This is a genomic window from Streptomyces sp. NPDC024687, assembly GCF_055559055.1.
Map to the genome: position 1 here is coordinate 271,707 of NZ_JBVHLJ010000007.1, position 23,825 is coordinate 295,531.

General features: G+C 72.0%; 22 protein-coding genes and 1 pseudogene. 15 read left to right on the forward strand and 8 right to left on the reverse strand.

Annotated features, from left to right (window positions below; all coding sequences use genetic code 11):
- Entirely contained in the window at positions 1-1,203 is a 1,203-nt protein-coding gene (locus ACZ39I_RS27720) for an amino acid deaminase/aldolase (protein WP_403658911.1), read from the reverse strand.
- Positions 1,204-1,617: 414 nt separating this feature from the next.
- On the opposite strand from ACZ39I_RS27720, the gene ACZ39I_RS27725 reads away from it, so the two are divergent.
- Positions 1,618-3,354, forward strand: coding sequence for a hypothetical protein (locus ACZ39I_RS27725; protein WP_467247306.1), 1,737 nt, complete (start codon positions 1,618-1,620; stop codon positions 3,352-3,354).
- Positions 3,351-4,535 carry a type VII secretion-associated serine protease mycosin gene (gene mycP, locus ACZ39I_RS27730; protein ID WP_467247308.1) on the forward strand — a complete coding sequence of 395 codons (1,185 nt, stop codon included), beginning with the start codon at positions 3,351-3,353 and terminating at the stop codon, positions 4,533-4,535. Before ACZ39I_RS27725 ends, mycP begins: the two co-directional genes overlap by 4 nt.
- Before the next feature lie 4 nt (positions 4,536-4,539).
- On the opposite strand, the gene ACZ39I_RS27735 is transcribed toward mycP, so the two are convergent.
- A complete protein-coding gene (locus tag ACZ39I_RS27735; protein ID WP_467247310.1) occupies positions 4,540-5,502 on the reverse strand; it encodes a serine hydrolase in 963 nt (320 codons plus the stop codon).
- A gap of 150 nt (positions 5,503-5,652) precedes the next feature.
- On the opposite strand from ACZ39I_RS27735, the gene ACZ39I_RS27740 reads away from it, so the two are divergent.
- Complete coding sequence (locus ACZ39I_RS27740) at positions 5,653-6,384, forward strand: SseB family protein (protein WP_467247311.1); 732 nt, start codon at positions 5,653-5,655, stop codon at positions 6,382-6,384.
- A gap of 1 nt (position 6,385) precedes the next feature.
- Here ACZ39I_RS27740 and ACZ39I_RS27745 read toward each other — a convergent pair whose 3' ends face one another.
- Entirely contained in the window at positions 6,386-6,751 is a 366-nt protein-coding gene (locus ACZ39I_RS27745; protein WP_352390079.1) for a DUF1844 domain-containing protein, read from the reverse strand.
- Positions 6,752-7,098: 347 nt separating this feature from the next.
- On the opposite strand from ACZ39I_RS27745, the pseudogene infC reads away from it, so the two are divergent.
- The 10 genes and pseudogenes from infC (at position 7,099) to ACZ39I_RS27795 (ending at position 17,754) form a co-directional block, all read left to right on the forward strand.
- Positions 7,099-7,801: pseudogene (gene infC, locus ACZ39I_RS27750) on the forward strand (translation initiation factor IF-3).
- Positions 7,802-7,910: 109 nt separating this feature from the next.
- Complete coding sequence (gene rpmI / locus ACZ39I_RS27755; RefSeq protein ID WP_003977225.1) at positions 7,911-8,105, forward strand: 50S ribosomal protein L35; 195 nt, start codon at positions 7,911-7,913, stop codon at positions 8,103-8,105.
- Between the two features lie 101 nt (positions 8,106-8,206).
- Complete coding sequence (rplT, locus tag ACZ39I_RS27760; protein ID WP_352390078.1) at positions 8,207-8,590, forward strand: 50S ribosomal protein L20; 384 nt, start codon at positions 8,207-8,209, stop codon at positions 8,588-8,590.
- 95 nt (positions 8,591-8,685) lie between these two features.
- Positions 8,686-9,531 (forward strand): TrmH family RNA methyltransferase, encoded by an 846-nt coding sequence (locus ACZ39I_RS27765; RefSeq protein ID WP_467247312.1) that lies wholly within the window; start codon positions 8,686-8,688, stop codon positions 9,529-9,531.
- A gap of 49 nt (positions 9,532-9,580) precedes the next feature.
- A complete protein-coding gene (locus ACZ39I_RS27770) occupies positions 9,581-10,699 on the forward strand; it encodes a sensor histidine kinase (protein ID WP_467247314.1) in 1,119 nt (372 codons plus the stop codon).
- A 139-nt stretch (positions 10,700-10,838) separates the two neighbouring features.
- Positions 10,839-11,960 carry a phenylalanine--tRNA ligase subunit alpha gene (gene pheS, locus ACZ39I_RS27775; RefSeq protein ID WP_467247316.1) on the forward strand — a complete coding sequence of 374 codons (1,122 nt, stop codon included), beginning with the start codon at positions 10,839-10,841 and terminating at the stop codon, positions 11,958-11,960.
- Positions 11,960-14,458: a phenylalanine--tRNA ligase subunit beta gene (pheT, locus tag ACZ39I_RS27780; RefSeq protein ID WP_467247318.1), complete on the forward strand. Its 2,499-nt coding sequence runs from the start codon at positions 11,960-11,962 to the stop codon at positions 14,456-14,458. The genes pheS and pheT overlap by 1 nt, the downstream gene beginning before the upstream one ends.
- 147 nt (positions 14,459-14,605) lie before the next feature.
- Positions 14,606-15,745, forward strand: a complete 1,140-nt coding sequence (locus ACZ39I_RS27785; protein ID WP_467247320.1) for a PP2C family protein-serine/threonine phosphatase — start codon at positions 14,606-14,608, stop codon at positions 15,743-15,745.
- Positions 15,746-15,792: 47 nt separating this feature from the next.
- Positions 15,793-17,133, forward strand: coding sequence for a transcriptional regulator (locus ACZ39I_RS27790; protein WP_467247322.1), 1,341 nt, complete (start codon positions 15,793-15,795; stop codon positions 17,131-17,133).
- A gap of 75 nt (positions 17,134-17,208) precedes the next feature.
- Positions 17,209-17,754, forward strand: coding sequence for an NUDIX hydrolase (locus ACZ39I_RS27795; RefSeq protein ID WP_352390072.1), 546 nt, complete (start codon positions 17,209-17,211; stop codon positions 17,752-17,754).
- A gap of 23 nt (positions 17,755-17,777) precedes the next feature.
- Here the strand turns inward: ACZ39I_RS27795 and ACZ39I_RS27800 are convergent, their stop codons facing one another.
- Together ACZ39I_RS27800 and ACZ39I_RS27805 are read right to left on the reverse strand one after the other, a co-directional pair.
- The gene (locus ACZ39I_RS27800) at positions 17,778-18,035 is read right to left on the reverse strand and encodes a hypothetical protein (RefSeq protein ID WP_031056219.1); all 258 of its coding nucleotides are present in this window, start codon (positions 18,033-18,035) and stop codon (positions 17,778-17,780) included.
- A 210-nt stretch (positions 18,036-18,245) separates the two neighbouring features.
- Complete coding sequence (locus ACZ39I_RS27805) at positions 18,246-19,121, reverse strand: 3-hydroxybutyryl-CoA dehydrogenase (protein WP_467247324.1); 876 nt, start codon at positions 19,119-19,121, stop codon at positions 18,246-18,248.
- A 181-nt stretch (positions 19,122-19,302) separates the two neighbouring features.
- Here ACZ39I_RS27805 and ACZ39I_RS27810 point away from each other — a divergent pair, with 181 nt between their 5' ends.
- On the forward strand, positions 19,303-20,565 hold the full coding sequence (locus ACZ39I_RS27810) for a glycoside hydrolase family 10-like protein (protein ID WP_467247326.1): 1,263 nt from the start codon (positions 19,303-19,305) through the stop codon (positions 20,563-20,565).
- Here the strand turns inward: ACZ39I_RS27810 and ACZ39I_RS27815 are convergent.
- Positions 20,534-20,734 (reverse strand): DUF1918 domain-containing protein, encoded by a 201-nt coding sequence (locus ACZ39I_RS27815; RefSeq protein WP_467247328.1) that lies wholly within the window; start codon positions 20,732-20,734, stop codon positions 20,534-20,536. The genes ACZ39I_RS27810 and ACZ39I_RS27815 overlap by 32 nt on opposite strands.
- Before the next feature lie 95 nt (positions 20,735-20,829).
- Positions 20,830-21,741, reverse strand: a complete 912-nt coding sequence (locus ACZ39I_RS27820) for a DMT family transporter (protein ID WP_467247330.1) — start codon at positions 21,739-21,741, stop codon at positions 20,830-20,832.
- Here ACZ39I_RS27820 and ACZ39I_RS27825 point away from each other — a divergent pair.
- Positions 21,740-23,173 (forward strand): aminotransferase-like domain-containing protein, encoded by a 1,434-nt coding sequence (locus tag ACZ39I_RS27825; protein WP_467247331.1) that lies wholly within the window; start codon positions 21,740-21,742, stop codon positions 23,171-23,173. The genes ACZ39I_RS27820 and ACZ39I_RS27825 overlap by 2 nt on opposite strands.
- On the opposite strand, the gene ACZ39I_RS27830 is transcribed toward ACZ39I_RS27825, so the two are convergent.
- Complete coding sequence (locus ACZ39I_RS27830; RefSeq protein WP_467247333.1) at positions 23,170-23,787, reverse strand: DUF6461 domain-containing protein; 618 nt, start codon at positions 23,785-23,787, stop codon at positions 23,170-23,172. The genes ACZ39I_RS27825 and ACZ39I_RS27830 overlap by 4 nt on opposite strands.
- Between the last annotated feature and the right edge of the window lie 38 nt (positions 23,788-23,825).

Below are 23,825 nucleotides of genomic sequence, written 5' to 3' on the forward strand. Positions count from 1 at the left end.
CTAGAGGAACGTGTGGCCTTCCCCGCGGTACGTCGGGACGGTCGCCGTCACCGCGTCCCCCTCGATCAGGTGCAGCTTCTCGAACCGCTCGCACAACTCACCGGCCTTGGCGTGCCGGAACCACACCTTGTCGCCGAGCAGCAGGTCGTCGGCGGGGGCGCCGAGCAGCGGGGTCTGCACCTCGCCGGGCCCCTCCTGCGGGTCGTACTTCAGCCCCTCGGGCAGATACGGCACCGGCAGCCGGTCGGGTCCTGGCGCGCCGGAGGCCGGGTAGCCGCCGCCGAGGACGGTCACCACGCCGACCCCCGGCCTGCGCACGACGGGCATGGCGAACAGCGCGGCCGGACGCCCGCTGAAGGACGTGTAGTTGTCGAACAGCCTCGGCACGTACAGCCCCGAACCGGCGCCGATCTCCGTGACGGCGTCCTCGGCTGCGGTGTGCTGCACACTGCCCGTCCCGCCGCCGTTGACGAACTCCAGGTCCGGTACGACGGCCCGCACCGCGCGCACCACGGCGGCACGGCGCTCGGCGAGCTCCTTGCGGGCCGTGGCCTGCATGAGACGGACGGCCCGGGAACGCAACGGCCGTCCGGCGACGGAGTCCCCGACCCCGGCGATGTGTCCCTCGTAGGCCATGATCCCCACGACCTCGAACCCGGGGCGCCGGGCCACCGCGCGGGCCATGTCGGCGACCTGGGCGGGGGAGTGCAGGGGCGAACGCCGGGCACCGACCCGGACCTTGCCGCCGAGCAGCTTCAGCGAGGTGTCCAACTCCAGGCACACCCGGATGACTTCGGTGCCGCCCGCGCGGGCACCGTCGATGAAGGCGAGCTGCGCGGGGTCGTCGACCATCACGGTCACGGCGGCCGCGAGCTTGGGATCCGCGGCGAGTTCGGCGTAACCGGCACGGTCGGCGGAGGGGTAGGCGAGCAGGATGTCGTCGAATCCGCTCCGGGCCAGCCACAGGGACTCGGCGAGGGTGAACGACATGATGCCGGCGAATCCGTCCTTCGCCAGGACGCGTTCGAGCAGCGCCCGGCACCGCACGGACTTGCTGGCGACGCGGACGGGTTTCCCCGCCGCCCGGCGGACGAGATCGTCCGCGTTGGCGTCGAAGGCGTCCAGGTCCACGATGGCGAGGGGGGCGTCCAGATGGGCTGTGGCCCGGTCGTAACGGGCCCGGTCGGCGGCGCGCGCAGTCATGGACGAAGACTGCCAGACAGGATTACCGCAGGGTAGGGGGACGTTCCGGGCAGATGCCCCCGACCTGCTGGACTGGTTCCCGTTCGCCCAGGAACAACCCGTAGAGTGACGCGCACGCACGCAGGGCTGTTCGCCCCCCGTCGCCGCCGCGCCGGGATGCCGGCCCTTCCGTGCGGGTATGTGTGCCCGGACGGCTGTCTTCCACACCGACGACTCCGACACGGGCCCGCGCACGACCGAACGGCCCGGACATGAGGAAACGGGGGGTGCATGAGCACGGAAGCACGCCGCGCCTCCATTCCTCCACGCCCGACCACCCCACCGAGGCCGGCCCAGCCGCCGACGGTGGGCGAGGGCGGGTCCGAGGAGCCGGGACATTCGGTCGAACGAGAGATTGTGGAGCCGGGCGGACGGATGAACGACGACTCCGACTGGCAGGCCTTCGGCGAACGGGCCCGCCGGGGCACCGGAACACCGTCCCGACCGACGTTCGGCGGCTTCGACTGGCAGAGCTCGGGAGAGACAGCCACCCGCACACCGGCCGAACGGGGACGTGAGCCGGCGGGGGCCGGCAGGGAGACGCCCGGTGGAGCGGGGCGGCAGGACGTCGGCCCTACGGCACCGCGCGCGACCGCCGCGGGTCGGCCACCGATACGCACGACGCATGGCACCGGTCCGGCGTCGACGCCGACCCCCGGCGCGGCGCACGCCACGTCGGACGGCCGTAGGACCGATGGGGACGCCCCGTCGGCGCCCGCGGACAACTCCGGCACCGCACCGGCGCAGTCCCGCACCGGCTCGGGCGCCGAAGCGGACGCGCGGTCCGCGGCCGGCGCCCAGGACACCCGGCGCCCGGAGCCCGCGAACCCGGGAGCCCCGTACCCCGGCAGCATCCCGCCCCCGCCTCCGGCTTCGGCCCGCTTCCCCGACACGCCACCGGCCTCCGGCCACCGTGAACCGCGCGCGGGCAGCGGTGACAGGACCGTGCCGCCGACCAGGCCCGGCACCGACGCCGACGCGCGCACGGCAGCCCCCGGTCCGATGCCGCCCGAGGCCAGGCCCCAGTCGCGTCCGACGGACTCCGGCACCGCGTCCGCGCCGCCCCGGCCGAGGTCTCAGCCGTCCGTGCCGCCGCGTCCTGCCCGTGCCCCCGCCGAGACCGCCTCGGAGACGACCTTCCGGATGCGGCCCGTTCCCACGGCGTCCGCGCCCAGGGCGCACCCCACCGCCGTACCGCCCAAGCCCGACGCCCGTCCGGCGCCCACCGCACTCACCCCCGACCCCGCTCTCTCCTGGAGCGCCGCCCTGCCCCCGCATGACGGAACTCCCGGCAACGGACGGCCCGTTGTGTCGTTCGGAGAGCCCGAGGTCGGTTACAAGGAGCGGTCGTGGGGGGTGCGGATCCCTCCCCGGATCGCCGCCGTGGCCGCGTGCATCGTGCTCGGACTCGGGCTCATCGGCGGTGCCGTGACCGGGAGTTGGCTGATCGGGGACGCCGGGGACGACCGTCCCGGCGACACCTTCGCCGCGGCCGGCGAACTGTGGCACAGCGTGCCCGTCGACCAGCTGTTCCCGATGACCGTGGACGGCCAGGGCGCCGGACCCGGCGGAGCCGACCGCACCTGGACGCGGATCGCCGTCGCCCCCGACAGCGGCTGCCAGGACGCCTTCGACCCCCTGCTGCGCAAGGCCCTCGCCCCCGTCGGCTGCGAACGCCTCCTGCGCGCCACCTACGCGGACGCCACCCAGAGCTACGTCACCACCGTCGGCCTCCTCTTCACCGACGCCGACGCCCCCGCCATGCGCGCCCTCGACACCCGCTTCACCAAAGAGGGCCTGGAGACCCGCACCGACCTGATGCCTCTCCCGTACGCCGCGAAGAACACCCTCGCGGCCGACTTCGGGGCCCGGCAGAGGGCCTCCTGGACGATCTCCGTCCTCACCGACGCCCCCGTCGTCGCCTATGCCGTCTCCGGCTGGGTGGACGGCCGTACCGTCGACACCCCGGAGCCCGCCGAGCAGGCCATGGAGTCCGGCGACACCACCCCCGCCGCCCAGTCCGGCCTCGGCAACGAGGCCCAGGGCCTGGCCGACCGTGTCGAGCGTGCCCTGCGCAAGACCGTCACCTCGCCCTCGGAGCAGCCCTCATGAGCGTCACCACCCGCAGGGCGGGTCTCCTGAGCGTCCTCCTCGCCGCCGCCGTCGCCCTCGTCCCGCCCACCGCCGCGCACGCCGACGGCATCCGCGCCAAGCAGTGGGCCCTGGACGCCATGCACACCCAGCAGGCCTGGCAGACCACCAAGGGCGCCGGGGTCACCGTCGCCGTCCTGGACACCGGCGTCGAGAACGACCACCCCGACCTCGTCGGCAACGTCCTCAGCGGCAAGGACATGATCGGCTTCGGGGCCGTGGAGGGACAGCGCCCCTGGGCCCGGCACGGCACCGCCATGGCCGGCATCATCGCCGGTCACGGACACGGCGTCGGCAACGGCGACGGGGTCATGGGCATCGCCCCCGAGGCCAGGATCCTCCCCGTCCGCGTGATCCTGGAGGACCGCGACCCGGCCCGCGCCAGGGCCCGCAACACCCGCGGCAACGCCCTCGCCGAGGGCATCCGCTGGGCCGCCGACCACGGCGCCGACGTCATCAACCTCTCCCTCGGCGACGACTCCGCCTCGGCGCACCCCGAGGCCGGCGAGGACGACGCGGTCCAGTACGCGCTCAGGAAGGGCGCCGTCGTCGTCGCCTCCGCGGGCAACGGCGGCGAGAAGGGCGACCACATCTCCTACCCGGCCGCCTACCCGGGCGTCATCGCCGTCACCGCCGTCGACAGGTTCGGCACCCGCGCCTCCTTCTCCACCCGCCGCTGGTACGCCACGGTCGCGGCCCCCGGCGACGACGTGGTCATCGCCGACCCCGACCACAAGTACTACGAGGGCTGGGGGACCAGCGCCGCCTCCGCGTTCGTCTCGGGCGCGGCCGCCCTCGTCAAGGCCGCCCACCCCGGGCTGACGCCCGCGCAGATCAAGCGCCTCCTGGAGGAGACGGCCCGCAACGCCCCCGCCGGCGGCCGCGACGACTCCCGCGGCTTCGGCTTCGTCGACCCCGCGGCGGCGCTCAAGGCGGCGGCCCGCCTGAAGCCGGAGCGCCTGGAGCCGGCCGCCTACGGCGAGAAGTACTTCGGCCAGGGCCCGGACACCGCCGAGACGCAGCACGACACGGTCAGTTGGGCGGCCCCGCTGGCGGGCGGCCTGGGCGTGGCCCTGCTGGTCACCGCGGTGGTCCTGTGGCGCGGCCGCCGCGGCCCGCGCCGGTCCTACGAAGGCTTCTGAACCCTCAGCGCACCGCCGCACCCGTGAACAGCGACACCGCCGCCTTCGCCGCCGCCTCCACCAGCGAAATCCCCTTTGCTTGCGTGGTGTTGCCGTCCGACAGCACGGCCACCAGATAGGCGTGGCCGTCCACCGTCACCCGGCCGATGCTGTTGATGTCCCACAGCCCGGTCGTACTGCGCGGCAGCCACCCGTTCTTCAGAGCCCACCCGGACCCGTCGGCCGCCGCCGACACGCCCCACCGCTGGTCGGCCGCTATCCGCCCCATCAGTTCCCGCAGATACGACCGCGAGGCCTCGCTCAGCTCCGAGTCCTCCCCGAAGACCTGCTGGAGCAGGGTGAGTTGGTCGGCCGCCGTCGTCCGGGTGAGCCCCCACAGTGCCCCGTCGCCACCCCGCGTACCGGTCAGCCCGAACTTCTCGTTGGCGGTGTCGAGCCCCGGGGCCTTGCCGATGATGTCCCACAGGGCGGACGCCGAGGCGTTGTCGCTGTTCTCGATCATCGTCGTGGCGTACGCCTTCTCCTGCGCGCTGAGCCGCGTACCCGCCTCCTGGTGCCGGAGCAGCAGCGCCGCCAGGATGTCGACCTTCACGATGCTCGCCGTGTCGAAGGCGCCGTCGCCGTGGACCGCGCTGTCGCCCGACTCCAGGTCGAGCACCGCCGCCGAGACCCGCTGCTCGCCCGTCACGCTCACCGACTTCATGGCGTCGGCCAGCCGCTCGTCGAGATCCACCACCGGCTCCGCCACGGCCGCCTCCTGAGTCGTGGTCGTGATCGCCGGCGAGGGCGAGGCCGACGGTGTCGCCGCCGACGATACGACGCCCGCTCCGGAGTGCGCCTGCGCCTTCACGTACACGGTCCCGCCGGCCGTGACGCCGACGACGGCGACGCAGGCGAGCGCGGTGTACATCAAAGGCCGTGGGGGGAACCTGCGGGCGCGGCGTCGGGCGGCTCTGGAGGACTCCATGCCGCCGATGCTCGGGCCGCCGACTGTGCGGGCCGTTAGACGGACGTTAGAGCCGTGTCAGCGAACTCTGAAAAACCCGTGAAAGCCGTCACGGGCGGGTTTCCGGGCCCGCACAACCGCAGCAGCAAGCCCCCTATAGGGTCGGTGACCGTGGCGAACAAGAACATTCCCGACCCCGGCTTCTCCGACGACGACGGCTCCGCCGATCCCCGGCTGAGCGCGGCGCTCGCGGCCTGGGCCGAGGACCGGGCCGCCGTGGACCCCGTTCTGGAGGCCCTCAAGGGCGCCCGGCTGCTCGTCCCCGTGGTGGCCGTGCTCGGCGAAGTAGAGGAGGACGAGAACGGGCTGCGCCGCGAGAAGACCAGCGACATGGCCGTGCCGACGCTGAAAGCCGGATCCCGGACCGCTCTGCCCGCCTTCACCTCCACCGACTCCCTCGCCCGCTGGGACCCCGAGGCCCGACCCGTCGCCGTACCCCTGCACCAGGCGCTGCAGGCCGCCGCGCACGAGAAGGCGGACACGGTCGTCCTGGACCTCGCCGGTCCGGTGCCCTTCGAGCTGACCGGTCCCGCGCTGCTCGCGCTCGCCGAGGGCCGGGCGAGCGCCGACCCGCTGGCCGACCCGGCCGTGGTCGGGGCCGTACGGGACGCCGTGGCCGCCGAGCCCGCAGTGCTCCGCGCCCACCTCGGGCCGGGGCAGGCCGACGGCACCCTGGCGCTCGTGCTGGAGCCCACCGCGTCGCCCGCGGACGCCGCGCGGGCCGTCGCCGAGCGCCTCGCCGCCGACGAGACGCTGAGGGCCCGCCTGGTGCGGGGCCTCGACCTGGCACTGCTGCCGGCCGGGGCCACGCCTCCGGGCGAGCCCTTGTACGTACGGGGATGAACTAGCCGTAGATCGGCCCGGTGTACTTCTCACCGGGGCCCTGGCCCGGCTCGTCCGGGACCAGGGACGCCTCGCGGAAGGCGAGCTGGAGGGACTTCAGGCCGTCCCGGAGCGGAGCCGCGTGGAAGGAGCTGATCTCCGTCGCGCTCCCGTCCAGCAGACCGGCGAGGGCGTGGATCAGCTTGCGGGCCTCGTCCAGGTCCTTGTACTTGTCGCCCTCCTCCGTCAGACCGAGCTTCACGGCGGCGGCGCTCATCAGGTTGACCGCGACCGTCACGATCACCTCGACGGCGGGGACCTCGGCGATGTCGCGGGTCATGTCGTCGAAGTCGGGGGCCCCGGCAGACGGGGGAGGGGTGTCACTCATGTCCCACACGATAGGGCCCGGTGCACGCCGGTTCGCACCACCCCCGGGTTGCTGCTAACCTTGTGTGACGACCGGCCGGACACACCTGTGTGTAAGTGTGACCGGCCCACAAGTGGAGGCTCCGATCTCCCACCTGACCGCCCCCAGGGGCGGCGGGTCACCCCGGTCAGGCGGTCACCATCGTTCCGTACGGACGATGGAATCGCCCGAAAGCGCGCCCCGCGTCATCGCGGCGGTGCTCCGGCAGTGTTTTGGAGCCCCGTCTGTGATCGTCCGGGGCATTTTTTGTGCTTCGGCGCGGTTAGGTCAGTCTAAAAGAGACATACGCGGCTGTCCGCCAGACCGCCGTGTGGTGCTAACCGAGGAGGATCCATCAGCGCCGAGCCCCGCATCAACGACCGGATTCGCGTTCCAGAGGTGCGACTTGTCGGTCCCAGTGGCGAGCAGGTGGGCATCGTCCCCCTGGCCAAGGCACTGGAGCTTGCGCAGGAGTACGACCTGGACCTGGTCGAGGTGGCGGCTACCGCCCGTCCGCCTGTGTGCAAGCTCATGGACTACGGGAAGTTCAAGTACGAGTCGGCCATGAAGGCCCGTGAGGCGCGCAAGAACCAGGCGCACACGGTCATCAAGGAGATGAAGCTCCGGCCGAAGATCGACCCGCACGACTATGACACCAAGAAGGGTCACGTCGTCCGGTTCCTCAAGCAGGGCGACAAGGTCAAGATCACGATCATGTTCCGTGGTCGCGAGCAGTCCCGGCCCGAGCTGGGCTACCGACTGCTGCAGCGTCTCGCGGAGGACGTGGCCGACCTCGGGTTCGTCGAGTCGAACCCGAAGCAGGACGGCCGAAACATGATCATGGTTCTCGGTCCGCACAAGAAGAAGACCGAGGCGATGGCCGAGGCCCGCCAGGCGCAGGAAGCCCGCAAGGCAGACGCGAAGGCCAACCCCGGCAAGTCGCAGAACGCCGCGGAGGACGACCACGTCGAGGCCGAGGACGGGACCGAGGTCGAGGTCGAGGCCCCGGCAGAGGCTTCCGCCGAGGCGTGACCCCCGGGGACGCGAGTCCCCAGGACACCACCGATACAAGAGCGACGCTCACAGTGCCCGGTTTCAGGACCGGGCACCGGAGCGCCACCGACGAGGAGATAACGGCGCTATGCCGAAGAACAAGTCGCACAGCGGTGCCAGCAAGCGCTTCAAGATCACCGGCTCCGGCAAGGTGCTCCGTGAGCGCGCCGGCAAGCGCCACCTGCTCGAGCACAAGTCGTCCCGCGTGACGCGTCGCCTCACCGGCAACGCCGAGATGGCCCCGGGCGACGCCGCGAAGATCAAGAAGCTTCTCGGCAAGTGACGTACGCGGCGCCTTCACTGAGCGTCGTACGTCTGGACCGGGACCCCATCGATACCGGGCCGTGTGAGTCCAACCACGGCCCCGCTACAAGGAGTTAACAAGTGGCACGCGTCAAGCGGGCAGTCAACGCCCACAAGAAGCGCCGGGCGATCCTCGAGGCGGCCTCCGGCTACCGCGGTCAGCGTTCGCGCCTGTACCGCAAGGCCAAGGAGCAGGTCACCCACTCGCTGGTCTACAACTACAACGACCGCAAGAAGCGCAAGGGTGACTTCCGGCGGCTGTGGATCCAGCGCATCAACGCCGCTGCCCGCGCCAACGGCATCACGTACAACCGCTTCATCCAGGGCCTGAACGCGGCGAACATCGAGGTCGACCGCAAGATCCTGGCCGAGCTGGCCGTCAACGACGCGACCGCCTTCGCGGCGCTCGTCGAGGCCGCCCAGAAGGCGCTGCCGGCGGACGTGAACGCCCCCAAGGCTGCGTGACGCCGCGCCGGCCTCGGCCGACGTGACTGTGTGGACCCGCAGGCTGTGAAGCCTGCGGGTCCACTGTTTCCCGGACACTCCCGAAGGTGAAGAGCATGCCCCCCGTCACCCCCGAGCTGATCTCCCCCCGTTCCCCCCGCGTCTCCGCCGCCCGGCGGCTCGCCAAGCGGAACTTCCGGGGGAAGGAGCGGCTGTTCCTGGCCGAGGGGCCGCAGGCCGTGCGGGAGGCCGCCGGGCACGGGCTGGTCGAGCTGTTCGCCACCGTCGAGGCCGCGGAGCGGTACGCCGACATCATCGGAGCGGCCCGGGCCGTCGGGGCCCGTGTGCACCTCGCTTCCGAGGATGTCGTCGCCGACATCTCCACCACCGTCACCCCGCAGGGGCTCGTCGGGATCTGCGGGTTCCTCGACACCCCCTTCGAGGAGATCCTCGCCGCGCGCCCCAAGCTCGTCGCCGTGCTCGCGAACGTGCGCGACCCCGGGAACGCCGGCACCGTCCTGCGGTGCGCCGACGCCGCCGGTGCCGAGGCCGTCGTCCTGACCGACGCGTCCGTCGATCTCTACAACCCCAAGGCCGTACGGGCCTCCGTGGGTTCCCTGTTCCACCTGCCCGTCGCCGTCGGCGTGCCCGTGGAGGACGCCGTCGAGGGGCTCAGGCGGGCCGGAGTGCGGATCCTCGCCGCCGACGGGGCCGGCACCGACGACCTCGACGCCGAGCTCGACCAGGGCACCATGGGCGGGCCGACCGCCTGGGTGTTCGGCAACGAGGCCTGGGGGCTCCCCGAGGAGACCCGCGCACTCGCGGACGCCGTGGTGCGCGTCCCGATCCACGGGAAGGCCGAGAGTCTGAACCTCGCCACCGCGGCCGCCGTATGTCTCTACGCGTCAGCCCGTGCACAGCGCGCCTCCGGAGGGTGCCGCTCCGTCACCGAGAACCAGTAGGGTGACCAGCTCGGGGGCCCCTCAGACGCCTGAGAGGTGGGGTGCGGGGATGAGTGTCGGCACGAGGAGCGCGCACGGCGTGTCCGAGGCCTGTGCCGGTGGACTCGCCGAGCTCGGCATCGATCCCGACCAGCTGCCCGACGGCCTCGTCGTCGCGGACGAGCAGGGCCGCGTGATCTGCTTCAACGCCGCCGCGGCCCGGATCACCGCCCTGCCCGCCGAGGACGCCCTCGGGCAGCGGCTGGAGAAGGCCCTCCCATTAGAGGACCTGGAGGGACGGCGCTGGTGGCAGCTGACCGATCCCTACGGCGGGCTCGCCATCCGCAGGCGACAGCCCGAGCGGAACCTGCTGCTGCCGGGCGGCCGTGAGGTCCTCGTCTCCGCGCAGTACGTGCGCGGCGAGCCCACCGGACCCGTCCACCGTGTCGTCGTCGCCCTGCGGGACACCGAGGCCCGCCGCCGCACCGAACGCAGCCACGCCGAGCTGATCGCCACCGTGGCCCACGAACTCAGGTCCCCGCTCACCTCCGTCAAGGGCTTCACCGCGACCCTCCTCGCCAAGTGGGAGAGGTTCACCGACGACCAGAAACGGCTGATGCTGGAGACCGTCGACGCGGACGCCGACCGGGTCACCCGGCTCATCGCCGAGCTGCTCGACATCTCCCGCATCGACTCCGGGCGGCTGGAGGTGCGCCGCCAGCCCGTCGACATCGGCGCCGCCGTCGGACGCCACATCCAGGCCTACGTCGCCGCCGGTCTCGCCGCCGACCGGTTCCTGCTGCGCCTGGAGCAGCCGCTGCCCGCCCTGTGGGCCGACCCCGACAAGATCGACCAGGTGCTCAGCAACCTGCTGGAAAATGCGGTGCGGCACGGCGAGGGAACCGTCACGATTGACATCACGCCCACGGCGTCCCCCCGCGAAGGGGAGGACACCGGCACGTCGGTCACGGTGAGCGACGAGGGTCCCGGCATCCCGGAGGAGTCCATGAACCGCGTCTTCACCCGCTTCTGGCGGGGCAGCAAGCGCGGTGGCACCGGCCTCGGGCTCTACATCGTCAAGGGCATCGTCGAGGCCCACGGCGGCACCATCACGGTCGGCCGCGGCCCCCAGGGCGGCGCCGAGTTCCGATTTACGTTGCCCGTGAGCGCTCCGGCCTATCTGAGCTGAGTGCCCGCGGGCGCATCCGAACATCCCCACCCCGTTAGACTCGGCCTTTGGCACCCATGTGTCCCATGGACGGCCCTCTGACAGCTGAGTGAGTCGGTGACGGGGACCTTCAGCCAGCCAATCGGAAGCACGGGAAGAGATGTCGGCACCGAACAAGTCGTACGACCCTGTAGAGGTCGAGGCCCTGAAACCGGAAGAGATCGAGCGCATGCGGGACGAGGCGCTCGCCGCCTTCGCCGCCGCGGACTCCCTCGACGCGCTCCAGGAGGCCAAGGTCGCCCACACCGGCGGCGCCTCCCCGCTGGCCCTCGCCAACCGCGAGATCGGCGCCCTGCCCCCGCACGCCAAGGCCGCCGCCGGCAAGCTCGTCGGCCAGGCCCGGGGCGCGGTGAGCAAGGCCCTCGTCGGCCGTCAGGCCGAGCTGGAGGCCGAGCGCGACCAGCGCGTGCTGGTCGAGGAGGCGGTGGACGTCACGCTGCCGTACGACCGCGTACCGGCCGGCGCCCGCCACCCGCTCACCACGCTCTCCGAGCGCATCGAGGACGTCTTCGTGGCCATGGGCTACGAGGTCGCCGAGGGCCCGCAGGTCGAGGCCGAGTGGTTCAACTTCGACGCGCTCAACATCGGCCCGGACCACCCGGCCCGCGGCGAGCAGGACACCTTCTTCGTCGAGGGCCCCCAGGGCGGCACCGAGTCCGGTGTCGTGCTGCGCACCCACACCTCGCCCGTGCAGATCCGCTCGCTGCTCAGCCGTGAGCTGCCGGTCTACGTGATCTGCCCCGGTGTCGTCTACCGCACCGACGAGCTGGACGCCACGCACACCCCCGTCTTCCGCCAGGTCGAGCTGCTGGCCGTCGACGAGGGCCTGACCATGGCCGACCTCAAGGGCACCATGGACCACATGGTCCAGGCCCTGTTCGGCGAGGGCATGAAGACCCGGCTGCGCCCGAACTTCTTCCCCTTCACCGAGCCGTCCGCCGAGATGGACATGGTGTGCTACGTCTGCCGCGGCGAGTCCGTCGGCAACCCCGACCGCCCCTGCCGTACCTGCTCCTCCGAGGGCTGGATCGAGCTGGGCGGCTGCGGGATGGTCAACCCCAAGGTGCTGACCGCCTGTGGCGTGGACCCGCAGAAGTACAGCGGCTTCGCCTTCGGGTTCGGCATCGAGCGGATGCTGATGTTCCGCCACAACGTCGAGGACATGCGAGACATGGTCGAGGGTGACGTCCGGTTCACCCGGCCGTTCGGGATGGAGATCTGATGCGGGTCCCGCTTTCTTGGCTGCGGGAGTACGTCGACCTGCCGGCGACCGAAACCGGCCGTGACGTCCAGGCCAAGCTCGTTTCCGCGGGCCTCGAGGTCGAGACCGTCGAGCACCTCGGCGCCGACCTCAAGGGCCCCCTGGTCGTCGGCCAGGTGCTGACCATCGAGGAGCTGGAGGGCTTCAAGAAGCCGATCCGCTTCTGCACGGTCGACGTCGGTCAGGCCAATGGCACCGGCGAGCCCCAGGAGATCGTCTGCGGCGCCCGGAACTTCGCTGTCGGCGACAAGGTCGTGGTCGTGCTCCCGGGTGCCACGCTGCCCGGCGGCTTCTCGATCTCCGCGCGCAAGACCTACGGCAAGACCTCCCACGGCATGATCTGCTCCGGCGACGAGCTGGGCATGGGCGACGACGGCAGCCACGGCATCATCGTGCTGCCGCCGGAGACCGAGGTCGGCAAGGACGCCATCGAGCTCCTGGAGCTGGTCGACGAGGTCCTGGACATCGCCGTCACCGCCAACCGCGGCGACTGCCTGTCCATCCGCGGCGTGGCCCGCGAGACCGCCATCGCCTACGGCATCCCGCTGCGCGACCCGGCCCTGCTCGACGTCCCGGGCCCGAACGCCTTCGGCTACCCGGTCCGGGTCCAGGACCCGTTCGGCTGCGACCGCTTCACCGCGCGCACCGTCACCGGTCTGAGCCCCGAGGCCCGCTCCCCGCTCTGGCTCCAGCGCCGGCTGCAGAAGGTCGGCATGCGCCCGATCTCGCTCGCCGTCGACGTCACCAACTACGTGATGATGGAGCTCGGCCAGCCGCTGCACGCCTACGACCGCTCGCTGGTCCAGGGCACCATCGGCGTGCGCCGGGCCGAGGAGGGCGAGAAGATCGTCACCCTCGACGGCGTCGAGCGGAAGCTGCACGCCGAGGACCTGGTCATCACCGACGACCGCGGCCCGATCGGCCTCGCCGGAGTCATGGGCGGCGCCAACACCGAGATCGCCGACCACGCGGAGACCGAGGGCACCACCGACGTCGTGATCGAGGCCGCCCATTTCAACGCGGTCTCCATCGCGCGCACGGCCCGTCGCCACAAGCTGTCCTCCGAGGCGTCCCGGCGCTTCGAGCGCGGTGTCGATCCGCAGGCCGCCGCCGCTGCCGCGCAGCGCACGGTCGACCTGCTTGTGCTGCTCGCCGGCGGTACCGCCGAGGCCGGTGTCACCGAGGTCACCGCCCCGTCGGCTCCGCACACCATCAGCGTCCCCGCGGACCACCCCGACAAGGTCGCCGGTGTCTCATACGGCCGCGAAACGGTCGTACGGCGTCTTCAGGAAGTCGGCTGCGACGTGTACGGGCAGGACGAGCTGATCGTCACCGTGCCGTCCTGGCGTCCCGACCTCCAGGAGATCAACGACCTGGCCGAAGAGGTCATCCGTCTGGAGGGCTACGAGAACCTGCCCTCCACGCTGCCCAGGCCGCCGGCCGGGCGGGGCCTGACCCACCGCCAGCGGCTGCACCGCCGGGCGGGCCGGGCGCTGGCCGGTGCCGGGTACGTCGAGGCGCCGAACTACCCCTTCGTCTCCGAGCAGGTCTTCGACCAGCTGGGCCTGGAGGCCGACGACCCGGCCCGCCGTGTCGTGAGGCTGACCAACCCGCTCAACGACGAGGAGCCCGCGCTGCGTACGTCGCTGCTGCCGGGGCTGCTCGGCGCGCTGCGGCGCAACGACGGACGCGGTTCGCACGATCTGGCGCTGTTCGAGACCGGGCTGGTCTTCCTGCCGCGCTCGGAGCAGCGGGCCGCCGCGGTGCTGCCGGTGGACCGGCGTCCCACGGACGCGGAGATCGCCGAGCTGGACGCCGCCCTGCCCGAGCAGCCGCGCCACGTGGCCGCGGTGCTCGCCGGTGCCCGGGAGCAGGCCGGCTGGTGGGGCAAGGGCCGCCCGGCCGACTGGGCCGACGCGGTCGAGGCCGGTCGCTTGGTCGCGCGTGAGGCCGGGGTCGAACTGGTCGTCCGCGGTGGTCAGTACGGGCCGTGGCACCCGGGGCGGTGCGCCGAGTTCGTCGTCGGGGACACCGTGGTGGGGCACGCCGGTGAGCTGCACCCCCGGGTCGTGAAGGCGTTCGGGCTGCCCGCCCGTACCTGTGCGATGGAGCTCGACCTGGATGCCCTGGAGGCGGCCGGCGACGACACCCCCCAGGCGCCGGGCATCTCCACGTTCCCGGTGGCCACGCAGGATGTCGCCCTGGTCGTCGACAGGTTCGTGCCGCACGCCGAGGTCGAGGCCGCGCTGCGTGCGGGTGCCGGTGAACTCCTCGAGGCCATCCGGCTGTTCGACGTGTACGAGAACGAGGAGCAGCTGGGCGACGGCAAGAAGTCGCTGGCCTACGCGCTGCGGTTCCGTGCGGCGGACCGGACGCTGACCGTGGACGAGGCGTCCGCGGCTCGGGACGCGGCGATCGCCCTCGCGGGTGAGCGTACGGGGGCCGTGCTGCGCGGCTGAGCGTGCGGGACCCGCGGTCACCTCACTCGATAGGGTGAGATCCCCCAGCGATCCGGCCCATGTGGCCCATACGGCCGACAGAATCGGACCGGCCTCTCGAGGTCGGTCCGATTGCGTGTGCAGGGCCTGTTTGGGGGGGCCATCGGCATGATGTGCGTCAAGGCTGCGGTTCCCCGGGCGGGGTCGCTGCGCCGTGTGCTCTCGACGGGGCTGCCCACCATGTGGGGTGCCGTCGCGATCACCTACAAGCTGACCCGCCCGCTCGCCCAGCAGAACGCCCTGGGCGCCCGGGTCGTCACCACCGCCGTGTTCTTCGCGGTCGGCACCGGGCTGATCGTCCACGCCCGGCGCGCCCTGCTGCGGGAGCTCCGGCAGGCCCGCCAGGTCGCGAGCGCCGCCCAGCGCGTGCTGCTGCGGTCCCTGCCCCCGCGCATCGACGGGCTCACCGTGGCCGCCGCCCAGATGTCCGCCGACCGGGGCGCCACCATCGGCGGCGACCTGTACGAGGCGGTCGCCACGGAACACGGCGTACGGGTCGTCATGGGGGACGTCCGCGGTCACGGCCTTGCTGCCATCGGTACGGCCGCCGCGGTCCTCGGCAGCTTCCGCGAGGCCGTCCATGACGAGCCCGAACTCGGGGGAGTGCTGCGCAGACTCGACCGTGCGCTCGCCCGGCACCTGCGCGAGCGCGCCGAACGGGACGGCGCGGTCACCGAGGACTTCGTCACCGTACTGCTGCTGGAGATCGGCGCGGACGGCATGCTGCGCAGCCTGAACTGCGGTCATCCGTGGCCGTACCGGCTCAGTGGCTCAGGGGTCGAGCCGCTGTCCTGCGCCGACCCGATGCCTCCCCTCGGGCCGTTCCCACTGCCCGACGACTTGTCGGGGCTGCAGTGCGGCCCTCTGCTCCCGGGCGAGACCCTGGTCCTGCACACGGACGGCGCCGAGGACGCCAGGGACGCTGATGGCCGGTTCTTTCCCCTGCCCGAAGTCCTGCAGGAGGCCGTGGAGGTCCCACCCCAGGCGGTAGTGGGCAGGGTCTTCACGGCGTTGCTGGACCACACGGGCGGCACGCCCAAGGACGACGTCGCCCTGCTGGCAGTTCGGAACGACCGTCAGCACCCTCACCCTTCCCGGTCAGGTCCACGGCCGGGCCACCGCACTGTACGAGGGGGAGCCGGCGGCCCGGCCGTCCTCTTGCGAGGCATTTCAGTCAACCGACTGGAAACTCTCCGCAACAGTGCGCGCACGCTGCGGATTCGGGCACTCCGATCACACCCCGTGTGAAGGCGGACCCACTAATCTGACGGCACCGAGCCACCCGGGGGGCATGGATGCAGCCCAACACTCTGCTCGACGCGATCCTCGACGAAGCCGGGATCTCGCACGCGGGGCTAGCCGCGCACGTGAATCAGGCAGGGAGGGCGCGCGGCCTCGCGCTCAGGTACGAACACACCGCCGTGGCGCGGTGGTTGAAGGGGCAGCGCCCGCGCGGCCAGGTGCCCGACCTGATCTGCGAGGTGCTCGCGGGCCGGCTCCGACGCTCCGTCACCCTCGACGACATCGGCCTCGGCGTGCCCGGCGAACCGTCCGTCCCGCACGGTACCTCCCTGTCCGGCTTCGTCGAGCGGGCCACCGCCCTGTGGCGCTCCGACGAACAGCAACGCCCGCACATCCTGGGCGCCCCGGCGGTCACCGGCACGCCCGCCGTCATGCCCGTGTGGGAGTGGGAGAACCCGCCCGAGGACGTCGACGTCTCGCGCGGCGGCCGGCACCGCGTCACCCACGCCGACATCGAGATGCTCCGCGCGGCACGCACCCACTACGAGCAGATGTACCGCAAGGCCGGCGGGGTGGCGACCCGGAGCCGCATCGTCGGCTTCCTCAACGCCGAGGCCGCCCCGCTGCTGCGCGGCAGCTACACCGACGAGACGGGCCGCCAACTGCACCGCGCCACCGGCGGACTGGTCGCGGTCGCCGGCATCTGCGCCTACGACTCCGACGCCCACGGTCTCGCCCAGCGCTACTTCCACCAGGCCCTCAGGCTCGCCAAAGCCAGCGGCGACCGGGGACTCGGCGCGTACGTCATCGCGCTGCTGGTCAACCAGGCCCTGTTCATGCGGGAGTACCGCCAGGCCGTCGCCTTCGCCGAGGCCGCGCTGCGGGCCGCCGGCAAGCACATCACCCCGGCGCTCGCCTGCGATCTCTACGCGATGCAGGCCAAGGCGTACGCCCACCTCGGCGACGGGACGACCGCGCTGTCCTGCATCCGGCGGGCCGAGCAGGCCGCCGAACGCATCCGGCGCGGATACGAGCCAGACGAGACCGGCTATGTCCAGCCGGGCCTCGTCAACGTCCAGGTGGCGGAGGCGCTCCTCAGCCTCGGCGAACTCGCGGCAGCGGCCGCGCACGCGGCGGCCGCCGTCGACAACCCGGCCCACGACCGGGGCCGGGTGCACCGGCTCGCCATGCTCAGCACGATCGAGCTGCGCCAGGGCAACGCCGACAAGGCGGTGGCCACGGCCGTACAGATGGCGGAACAGGCGCGCGGAATGGAGTCCCAGCGGCTGCGCGACAGACTCAGAGCGGTGCGCGAACACCTCGTCCGCAGTGGCTGCGCGGGCACGGCCGCGGCAGCCGAACTGATCGACGGCGCACTGCGCGTGCCCCTGTAGGCCGGCACACGGACGCCGACACCCCACAGTCCCTGCTGCGATATTGCCACTTACTCGACGGAAGGTGGCAGAACCGTGCAGTGGACGAAACAGAACGAACGAACTGTGTATGAAAACCGCTGGTTCCGCGTCAATCTTGCCGATGTCGAGCTGCCGGACGGCCGGCATCTCGACCACTTCCTGATACGGCTGCGGCCGGTCGCCGTCGCCACGGTGGTGAACGAGGCCAACGAGGTCCTGCTGCTGTGGCGCCATCGCTTCATCACCGACAGCTGGGGCTGGGAGCTGGCCGCGGGGGTGGTCGAGGACGGCGAGGACATCGCCGTCGCGGCCGCCAGGGAACTCGAGGAAGAGACCGGCTGGCGGCCGGGGCCGCTCCAGCACCTCATGAGCGTGGAGCCGTCCAACGGGCTCACCGACGCCCGGCACCACATCTACTGGGCCGACGAGGGCGAGTACGTCGGGCACCCCGTGGACGACTTCGAGTCCGACCGCCGGGAATGGGTCCCCCTCAAGCTCGTTCCCGACATGGTCGTCCGCGGGGAGGTCCCGGCCGCCAACATGGCGGCCGCGTTACTCCTGTTGCACCAACTGAGGCTCGGTCAGGACAGCTTGCCCTGATCCCCCACCGATGTCCCGGAGCCTCAGCGGCCGAGGGCCTGCCAGATCGCCACGACGAGCGCGCCCACGGCGGTGATCGCCGCGACTGCGGGAAGCGGCCAGCGGGCGTGCTCCAGGGCGATGATCCGGGCGCTCAGATCGTCGATCTCCTTGTCCGTCTCCTCCGTACGGTGACTGAGCAGAGCCAGTCCCCCCTCGACGCGTGCGTACGCGACATCGAGACGGCGTCGTAACTCTGCGAGTTCTCCATGGACCACGGGATGCTCCGGTTCGGCGGTCACAGGTCCGCTCCTTTCCGTAGTCGTCACATCCCTTGCATGCGCATGAAGAGTCAACTCGCCTGGTGAGCGCGTGGGGAGAGTGTGCGACGGGCATATGCGGGCCCGCTGCGCACACGGTGTGTGAATGGCGTGGGCCCGGCACTCGAAGGAGTGCCGGGCCCACGTTCGTAGCACTGTGTCATCAGCACCCTGGAACGGACAGGGTGCGGGTCAGCCGTAGGTGTAGAAGCCCGAGCCGGACTTCCGGCCCAGCCGGCCCGCGTCGACCATGCGCTGGAGCAGCGGGGGAGCGGCGTACAGCGGTTCCTTGTACTCCTCGTACATCGAGTACGCGACCGAGGCGACGGTGTCCAGGCCGATCAGGTCGGACAGCTTCAGCGGGCCCATCGGGTGGGCGCAGCCCAGCTCCATGCCGTTGTCGATGTCCTCGCGGCTGGCGATGCCCGACTCGAACATCCGGATTGCGGACAGGAGATACGGGATCAGCAGCGCGTTGACCACGAAGCCGGAGCGGTCCTGGGCGCGGATCGCGTGCTTGCCGAGCAGCTTCTCGGCGAACCGCTGCGCGCGGGCCAGGGTGCCCTCGGAGGTGGTGAGCGCCGGGATCAGCTCGACGAGCTTCTGCACCGGGGCCGGGTTGAAGAAGTGGATGCCGACGACCTGGTCGGGCCGCGAGGTGGCGACCGCGAGGCGCACCAGCGGGATGGAGGAGGTGTTGGAGGCCAGGATCGCGTCCGGGCGGGTCACCACCTGGTCGAGGACCTGGAAGATCTCGGTCTTCACCTGCTCGTTCTCCACGACGGCCTCGATGACCAGATCGCGGTCCGCGAACTCGCCGAGGTCGGTGGTGAAGCTCAGCCGGGCCTGCGTCGCCGCCAGCTCCTCCTCGGTGATCTTGCCGCGTTCGGCGGCCTTCGTCAGGGAGTTGAACAGCCGGGTACGGCCGATCTCCAGGGCCTCGCCGGTGGTCTCGGCGACCCTCACGTCCAGACCGGCGCGGGCGCACACCTCGGCGATGCCCGCCCCCATCTGGCCGCAGCCCACCACTCCTACGCGCGCGATGTCTCCGGCCGGGAAGTCCGTCACTTCGTCCCTTTCGCTGATCTTCACCTGGGGGCAGGCCGGCCGTGGCCGGATCCTGCTCCGTTCGAGCACGTTACTCCCAAGTATCGATGATCGATCGTCTGGGTCCGCCATCGTTCGGGCATTCTGGGGCGCGGAAACGATCCGTGACCGAGCGGATCCATGGTGTTGGGGGAGTGTGCACATGGGACGTCTGTCGCGCCGGGCCTTCGCGCTGGCCGCGCTGTCCACCCTGACGACGGCCTCGGGAGCGGCCGCCGCGCCGGGCCGCCCGAGGAGACGGGCGGCGACCGGGATGCGGGGCGTGTGGCTCGCCACCGTCTCCAACCGGGACTGGCCGTCGAAGCCGGGGCTGAGTGCCGCACAGCAGCGCGCGGAGCTGATCGCCCACCTCGACCGGGCGGCGGCGGACCGGCTGAACGCGGTGATGTTCCAGGTGCGGCCCACCGCCGACGCCCTGTGGCCCTCGCCGTACGAGCCGTGGTCGCAGTACCTCAGCGGGACGCAGGGCGTGAGCCCCGGCTGGGACCCGCTCGGCACCGCCGTCGCCGAGGCGCACCGGCGGGGCCTGCAACTGCATGCCTGGTTCAACCCGTACCGCGTCGCCAACCACGCCGACCCGACGCGGCTGGTCGCCTCGCACCCCGCACGTGTCCACCCGGACTGGGTGGTGCCGTACGGCGGGAAGCTCTACTACAACCCCGGGCTGCCGGAGGTCCGTGCCTTCGTCCAGGACGCGATCCTCGACGCGGTGCGCAAGTACCCGGTGGACGCGGTCCACTTCGACGACTACTTCTACCCCTACCCGGTGGCCGGCCAGACCTTCGACGACGACGCGGCCTACGACGCGTACGGCGGCGCCTTCTCCAACCGGGCCGACTGGCGGCGGGACAACATCGACAAGCTGGTCCTGGAGACCGCGGCCCGTATCAAGCGGATCCGGCCCACCGCACAGTTCGGCATCAGCCCCTTCGGGGTGTGGCGCAACGCGGCCACCGACCCGCTCGGCTCGGACACGCGCGCGGGTGTGCAGTCGTACGACGACAACTTCGCGGACACCCGCAAGTGGGTGCGGGAGGGCTGGATCGACTACCTCGTGCCCCAGCTCTACTGGAACATCGGCTTCGCGGCGGCCGACTACGCCGCACTCGTGCCCTGGTGGGCGCAGCAGGCGCGCGGCAGCAGGACCAGGCTGTACCTCGGCGAGGCGCTCTACAAGGCGGGGGACCCGGCACAGCCCGCGGCCTGGCAGGACCCCGCGGAGCTGTCCCGGCACCTCACGCTCGCGCGCGAGTACCCACAGGTGCGCGGGCATGTCTTCTTCGCCGCCAAGGAGGTCACCGTCGACCGCGTCGGGGCGATGGCGCGGGTGGTCGCCGACCACTACCAGGGGCCGGCGGCGCCCCCGCGCCGGGTCACCGGGCGGTCTGCTGGAACCGGTGCCTGATCTCGGTGTCGGGGCCGGGTGAGCACACGCCCTCGTGCCCGTCCTCGAAGCGGACGCGGTACGGGGGATTGCCCTCCCGGCCCATCACCTCGACGATCTCGCCGACCTTGTCCTGCTGTCCGACCACCCTGCCGTGCTGGACAAGCTGGTCGCCCACGGTTGCACGCATCGTCTGGGGCCTCCTCATCACCAAGTGCGGGAGTAGCGGTCCGTGGCCCCGATTTTACGGCGCGGGGGCCCGGTTGGACCGGCGCGTGCGCGCCGTCAGCCCCGCGCCCGCTGGGTGACGGCGATGCACACGAGCACCGCCGCGGCCGTCAGCGGGGCGGCCACCGTCAGGTGCTCGCCGAGCAGCAGCACCGACCACACCAGTGTGAGCAGGGGCTGGGCCAACTGCAACTGGCTGGCCCTGGGGATCCCGATCGCCGCCATGCCCCGGTACCAGACGACCAGGCCGAGGAACTGCGAGCCCGCCGCCACCCACAGCAGCCCGGCGACGCTGTGCGCGGTGAGGTGCACGGGCTCGTACGACAGCGCGAGAGCCGCCGCAGGCACGCCGATCGGCAGGCACAGCACCAGCGCCCAGGCGATGACCTGCCAGCCGGGCATGACCCGGGCCAGCCGGCCGCCCTCGGTGTAGCCGGCCGCGCACACCAGCAGCGCCGCGAAGAGATACAGGTCGGCGGCGGTCAGGGCACCGCCGCTCTGCTGCACGGTGAAGGCGACCACGGCGGCGGCGCCCGCCAGCGCGGCCGTCCAGAAGGTGCGTGAGGGACGGGTGCCCATGCGCAGGGCGGAGAACAACGCCGTCGTCAGGGGGAGCAGGCCCACCACGACCGCCGCGTGCGCGGTGGTGGACGTCCGGAGAGCGAGCGTGGTCAGCAGCGGGAAGCCGACGACGACCCCGGCGGCGACGACCGCGAGCCCCGGCCAGTGACGACGGCTCGGCACCCGCACGCGCAGGGCCAGCAGACAGCCCGCGCCGACGAGTGCCGCGAGCACGCTCCGCACAGCGACGAGGGACCACGGCCCGAAGCCCTCCAGACCCCACGCCGTCGCGGGGAAGGTGAGGGAGAACGCGGCGACCCCGAGAGCGGCCTGGAGGGTGCCGAAGGACCTGGCGGGGGCGGGAACCGCTATCCCGGTCGGTGCGATAGCGCTACTCTGTACTCTCATGCACGAGCGTAGCAGCGTCACCGAACTGGCGGAACAGCTCCGGCGGGAGCTGAACCGCTACTCTCCAGGTGGAAAGCTCCCGTCGAGCCGAGCTCTCGTCGACCGGTTCCGGGTCAGCCCGGTGACCGTCTCCCGGGCCCTCGCCCAGCTCGCCGCCGAGGGCCTGGTGGTCACCCGCCCCGGCGCCGGCGCCTTCCGCGCACAGCCGCGCACCACCGCCACCGCGGCCGGGGACACCTCCTGGCAGGAGGTCGCGCTGAGCGCCGACGGCGCCGCCGACCTCGTACCGCGCTCGGTGGACGCGTCCGGTGTCCTGGTCTCGCTGGCCGCCCCGCCGCCCGGGGTGGTCGAGTTCAACGGCGGCTATCTGCACCCCACTCTCCAGCCGGAGCGCGCGATGTCCGCGGCTCTGGCCCGTGCGGGCCGCCGCCCGGGGGCCTGGGGTCGGCCGCCGACGGAGGGGCTGCCGGAGCTGCGCGAGTGGTTCGCGCGGAACATCGGCGGGGCGGTCACGGCCGCGGAGGTGCTGATCACCGCGGGCGGACAGTCGGCGCTCACGACCGCGCTGCGCGCGCTCGCCCCGCCCGGCGCACCCGTACTCGTCGAGTCGCCCACCTACCCCGGCATGCTGGCGATCGCGCGCTCGGCGGGCCTTCGCCCCGTCCCCGTCCCGGTGGATCCGGACGGGGTGAAGCCGGGCCTGCTCGCCGACGCGTTCCGGGCGACCGGCGCCCGGGTGTTCGTGTGCCAGCCGCTGTTCCAGAACCCGACCGGGGCGGTACTGGCCCCCGAGCGCCGGGGCGAGGTGCTGCGGATCGCCCGCGAGGCCGGTGCGTTCGTCGTCGAGGACGACTTCGTACGACGGCTCGTGCACGAGGACGCGGGCCCCTTGCCGCGTCCGCTGGCCGCCGAGGACCCCGACGGAGTCGTCGTCCATGTGAGTTCGCTGACCAAGGCGACCTCGCCGAGCTTCCGGGTGAGCGCGCTCGCCGCACGCGGCCCGGTGCTGGAGCGTCTGCGCGCGATCCAGATCGTCGACACCTTCTTCGTCCCCCGCCCTCTCCAGGAGGCGGCCCTGGAACTCGTCGGCTCGCCGGCCTGGCCCCGCCATCTGCGCACGATCTCGGCGGAGTTGAAGATGCGCCGGGACACCATGACCACCGCCCTCCGCCTCGACCTCCCCGAACTCGCCCTCCCGCACATCCCGTCGGGCGGCTACCACCTCTGGCTCCGCCTCCCGGACGGTACGGACGAGACCGCCCTGACCGCCGCGGCCCTCCGCGCGGGCGTGGCGATCACCCCTGGCCGCCCGTACTTCAGCGCCGAACCCCCCGCCGGTCACGTCCGGTTGAGCTTTGCGGCGGTGGCCGGGGCGGGGGAGATCGCGGAAGGGGTACGACGGCTCCGTACGGCCTGTGCCGAGGTGCTCTAGCCGCGCGGCACCGGCGCGACCCCGCACAGGAACTCTGCGGTGGCGAAGAGCTCCGGCGTCAGGCGTATGCCGGTGAGACGGTGGGCGAGGGCGAAGGAGGCGCCGGTCAGGGTCGAGTAGTACGCGTCGTAATCGCCGTCCTCCTCGCGCTCGGTCAGTTCGAAGCCCGACTCCCGCATCTCGGTGAGGAGTTCGTCGGGGTGGCTGCCGTAGCGCTCGTCGGCGAAGAGGGGCTGGAAATGCAGGCGCAGATCACCGTCCTCGTACCAGCAGAAGCTGTCCACGGCGTTGACGTTGAGGAAGTGGGAGACCACTGTGCGACCGCGCGAGACGGGCAGCATGGCCTGGTCGGTGACGCCCAGGTAGCCGTTGAACTCCACCATCAGCGTCCAGTGGCCGATCGCCGTCGCCCCGACGAACGCCCGGGAAGGAGCGGGGAGTTCGTGCGACGGCCCGCTCAGTCCGGCCACGCCGACGATCCGGATCCGTCCGTCGGCCCCCAGCTCCTCCAACAGCTCCTCGGGCGCGATGTCCCGGACCAGCGTGACGCAGTACGCCTCCATCAGAAGCGCGTACTGCTCCCTCAGCCACCCGTAATCCGTGGCGGTCGTCATCCCCGTCATGCTCCGCAGCATCGCACTCGGCACTGACA

What these genes read in the sequence shown, in the direction of transcription:
- ACZ39I_RS27785 (WP_467247320.1), top strand. Translation starts at nt 14,606, where the DNA reads ATGATGTGCGTCAAGGCTGCGGTTCCCCGGGCGGGGTCGCTGCGCCGT.
- ACZ39I_RS27830 (WP_467247333.1), bottom strand. Translation starts at nt 23,787, where the DNA reads ATGACGACCGCCACGGATTACGGGTGGCTGAGGGAGCAGTACGCGCTT.
- ACZ39I_RS27745 (WP_352390079.1), bottom strand. Translation starts at nt 6,751, where the DNA reads ATGAGTGACACCCCTCCCCCGTCTGCCGGGGCCCCCGACTTCGACGAC.
- ACZ39I_RS27770 (WP_467247314.1), top strand. Translation starts at nt 9,581, where the DNA reads ATGAGTGTCGGCACGAGGAGCGCGCACGGCGTGTCCGAGGCCTGTGCC.
- ACZ39I_RS27720 (WP_403658911.1), bottom strand. Translation starts at nt 1,203, where the DNA reads ATGACTGCGCGCGCCGCCGACCGGGCCCGTTACGACCGGGCCACAGCC.
- pheT (WP_467247318.1), top strand. Translation starts at nt 11,960, where the DNA reads ATGCGGGTCCCGCTTTCTTGGCTGCGGGAGTACGTCGACCTGCCGGCG.
- ACZ39I_RS27815 (WP_467247328.1), bottom strand. Translation starts at nt 20,734, where the DNA reads ATGCGTGCAACCGTGGGCGACCAGCTTGTCCAGCACGGCAGGGTGGTC.
- ACZ39I_RS27725 (WP_467247306.1), top strand. Translation starts at nt 1,618, where the DNA reads ATGAACGACGACTCCGACTGGCAGGCCTTCGGCGAACGGGCCCGCCGG.
- rpmI (WP_003977225.1), top strand. Translation starts at nt 7,911, where the DNA reads ATGCCGAAGAACAAGTCGCACAGCGGTGCCAGCAAGCGCTTCAAGATC.
- pheS (WP_467247316.1), top strand. Translation starts at nt 10,839, where the DNA reads ATGTCGGCACCGAACAAGTCGTACGACCCTGTAGAGGTCGAGGCCCTG.
- ACZ39I_RS27820 (WP_467247330.1), bottom strand. Translation starts at nt 21,741, where the DNA reads ATGAGAGTACAGAGTAGCGCTATCGCACCGACCGGGATAGCGGTTCCC.
- mycP (WP_467247308.1), top strand. Translation starts at nt 3,351, where the DNA reads ATGAGCGTCACCACCCGCAGGGCGGGTCTCCTGAGCGTCCTCCTCGCC.
- ACZ39I_RS27735 (WP_467247310.1), bottom strand. Translation starts at nt 5,502, where the DNA reads ATGGAGTCCTCCAGAGCCGCCCGACGCCGCGCCCGCAGGTTCCCCCCA.
- ACZ39I_RS27825 (WP_467247331.1), top strand. Translation starts at nt 21,740, where the DNA reads ATGCACGAGCGTAGCAGCGTCACCGAACTGGCGGAACAGCTCCGGCGG.
- ACZ39I_RS27810 (WP_467247326.1), top strand. Translation starts at nt 19,303, where the DNA reads ATGGGACGTCTGTCGCGCCGGGCCTTCGCGCTGGCCGCGCTGTCCACC.
- ACZ39I_RS27765 (WP_467247312.1), top strand. Translation starts at nt 8,686, where the DNA reads ATGCCCCCCGTCACCCCCGAGCTGATCTCCCCCCGTTCCCCCCGCGTC.
- ACZ39I_RS27790 (WP_467247322.1), top strand. Translation starts at nt 15,793, where the DNA reads ATGCAGCCCAACACTCTGCTCGACGCGATCCTCGACGAAGCCGGGATC.